The 3,085-nt window shown below is 45.7% G+C and carries 2 protein-coding genes; both read right to left on the reverse strand.

All coding sequences use genetic code 11. From position 1 onward, the window contains the following. Positions 1-26: 26 nt before the first annotated feature. Positions 27-767, reverse strand: a complete 741-nt coding sequence (locus AZI85_RS05780) for a hypothetical protein (protein WP_063243193.1) — start codon at positions 765-767, stop codon at positions 27-29. 35 nt (positions 768-802) lie between these two features. Next, positions 803-3,085 (reverse strand): hypothetical protein (locus tag AZI85_RS05785; RefSeq protein WP_063243230.1); only part of this gene is annotated, 2,283 nt, incomplete at its 5' end.

Raw genomic sequence — 3,085 nt, forward strand, 5'->3', positions numbered from 1 at the left:
AAAGAGAAAGGAATGGTGCCTTGTTTTTAGTGAGGCTTTTGGCTTTGATTTTTTAGGGCTAGGAATTGGAATAGGGTGCAGAGTTCTTCGCAGCCGTTGTTTTCTTTGGAGTGATTATTCAGTGCCTCTTCTAACCACGGTGTTTTTTCGTTGAGTTTGTTAGCGAGCCAAGCTGTTGGCGTCCAATACTTTTTAAGAGCGTATTTAAGATCGGGAACATAGAGGCTAGCGCCATCCCAGGGTTTTCTTAAGAAAACCATACCCACGTAATTTAAATCTAATATCCATAACAAGGGATAAAGCCACCACCAGCTTAAACCACGAATGATGTTTGTCCACTCGCCTATTCCCATGATGTCGGGGAACTTCCATTTCATTGTTTCATCGTCGAGATTGTTTTGATGAAAGAAACATCTTTTAGCCATCGCTTTTAGCCAAGCTCTCAGTTCTTTTTTCCAACCTAATAAAGCGAAAGCTAAAATCACGCGGCTGGCTTGGTCGCGGCTGAAACATCTTGGGTTTGTATCGAAGACATCTCCATAGGGAGATCGACGGAAGATACCGGGTGCTATTTCTAATTGTTCGACAATCATCTTGCCGACAGCTTCGGCTTCGGACCGTCTTCCTAACAAGACTAAGAGCGCACAAGCTAAGCCTGTTCGGTGAGCGGAGTCACCGTTACTTCCGTTTGCCTGAACATAAAGTCCGCAGGAATCAATCATGGTTGAAGTATAGCATGGAAATAAAAAAAGGCCGTCGGCTTTCACCAGACGGCCCTTCGTTCGTTTATTTATGAACTTTCTTAGAATGTCACCGGAGTCATGTGAGGCAATTTTGCCGCATCCGAGTTTCCGATAATCATACCGCGCACTCGTGAGTGACGAGATGCTGGACTGAATGGAAGTCCTTTGTATTTTGGAGAGCTCATAGCTGGAACCCAGCGACCAGAACCATCCACAACCCATTCACGGAAGTACATGTTCGTGTGCGTACCTTCAACTAGATAGTCGATTGTCGCGCCAGAGCCAGCAAGTTTCATCGCCGTTCTGAATGTGAACAAGTTTTCCGCCATACCTTCACCGAACTTACCGTAAGCCGCAGCGAAAGCTTTCGCATCTGAGTTCATGTATTTATACATAGACTTCAAAGCGAAGTACATTTTGCTAGCTGCACCGGCTGTGCGCTTGCTTGTACGAGTCACGCAAGTACCCGGACCGCTTGCATCGATCATGCAGTAGTCATATGGATCATTGTTCGTACGGAAGTAGTCATAGATTTGATCCGTCGACATATCAATAAACTGATCTTGAGTCATGCGTTGAGCAGCATTCATCAATCTCATCGTGTTTTCTTCACTGAAATTCACGTTGAATTCGACACCTGTGTAACCAAGGTCACGATCAGGAACGCCCACCATCAAGATATTCAAGCCCGTTTTCTTAACAAGGTCGTAGATACCTTTACGCAATCTTGCACCATTCGATTTCTCGTGGCGGAAGGCATAAGAGTAAGTACCGAACATGCTTTCCATACGTTCTTTTGTATCCCAGTTTTCAACAGCGTATTTCGCGCCGTAGAACATGAAGTCTGTCTCTTTGTGTTTGAACCAGAAACGAGAATCTTCAGAATCAGAGTAGATACCGTAATGAACTTGAGCCGTGTTACGATCAATGTGCAAGTCAGATGTCGTGAATGAATTCACGCGACCTTCACTGTAAGTTTTATTCCAGATAATAGGAATAGACAGTGATTTGCTTGCTACGCGACCCGTAGACACTGTTCTGAAAGTTTCAACTTTAAGAACCGGAGCACGTTCAACTAAGTTCGCTGGACGATTCGTCGCAAACGTTTCAGACGCCAACACGTTACCGCGGATCACGTCTTCGTAAGCTTTACGTCCCGTTTCAGTCGTCATATCGAACAAGAATGAGAATCCATCATCCGAGTATTTGAAGTCATTCACACTCAAAGTCAGGATAGAAACATTCGTGAACATAGAGAAACTGCTTAATTTACCGCGAGTGATTTTCACGTAAACTTTTTCAGAATCTACTTTTTCAACATATGTTTCCCAAGAACCATTAGCCAATTTAGCCACGCCTACACCCACAGGACCGAAACCAGCGCCTGCAGAGAAGATGATGCCACCATGACCAAGATAAGTGATGCTATCGCCAGTATCCCAAGCATCTAAATCAGATGCCGATTCAGGAACCTGCCAACGGCCACCCATAGAGTGCGCGCGATCTAAAGTGCTGACATAGCGAACAGACTCTGTCTGTTTACCCATGATTGGCAATACGCCGACGTAACCCCAGAAGTGCTGACGCAATCCTGTTGCATTGTCGAACCAGAATCGCACCTGAGCACCAATACCTACTTCGATAGAACCATAGACTGTTTTTTGGAAACCGTCTCTATAGTCACCATAAATCAAAGAGTCTGAGCTCGGGCGATAGTCGTACTTCACAATTGATTTCGGCTGAACATCTCTGAAGTGAGGCGTCAAGTTCACGATGTATGAACCATAGTCGAAGCTCAAGTGGAAGAGAGGTTTCAACTTCGCTTTCAACTCGTTTTCTTCTTCTTCCTCAAAGCCAGTAGTTCCTGTTGTTGAAGATGTTGAAGAAGTCGAACTTGTCGACGTCGTCGATGTTGTGTCGTCCCCTGCGGTCGTTGTAACTGTGGTTGACGTGTCGTCGCCGGCAGTTGTTGTCACAGTCACAGTGTCATCACCCGCAGTTGTAGTAACTGTTGGCTCTCCTGCCGTTGTCGTGACAGTAGTGTCAGGACCTGCAGTGGTTGTCACAGTCACATCAGGACCGTAAGTCGTTGTAACAGAAGTATCAGGGCCCGCCGTCGTCGTTACAGTTGGACCGTAAGTCGTAGTTCCGTGGTTCCCTTTATGGCCGTTATTGCCGTTATTGCCATTATTTCCGTTATTGCCGTTGTTTCCATTGTTGCCGTGATGGCCATGGTTTCCGTTATTCCCGTTATTCCCGTTATTCCCGTTATTTCCGTTATTTCCGTTGTTTCCGTTGTTGCCGTTATTGCCGTTGTTTCCGTTATTCCCGTTGTTCCCGTT

Origin of the sequence: Bdellovibrio bacteriovorus (assembly GCF_001592755.1) — a bacterium.
GTDB classification, from domain to species: domain Bacteria; phylum Bdellovibrionota; class Bdellovibrionia; order Bdellovibrionales; family Bdellovibrionaceae; genus Bdellovibrio; species Bdellovibrio bacteriovorus_E.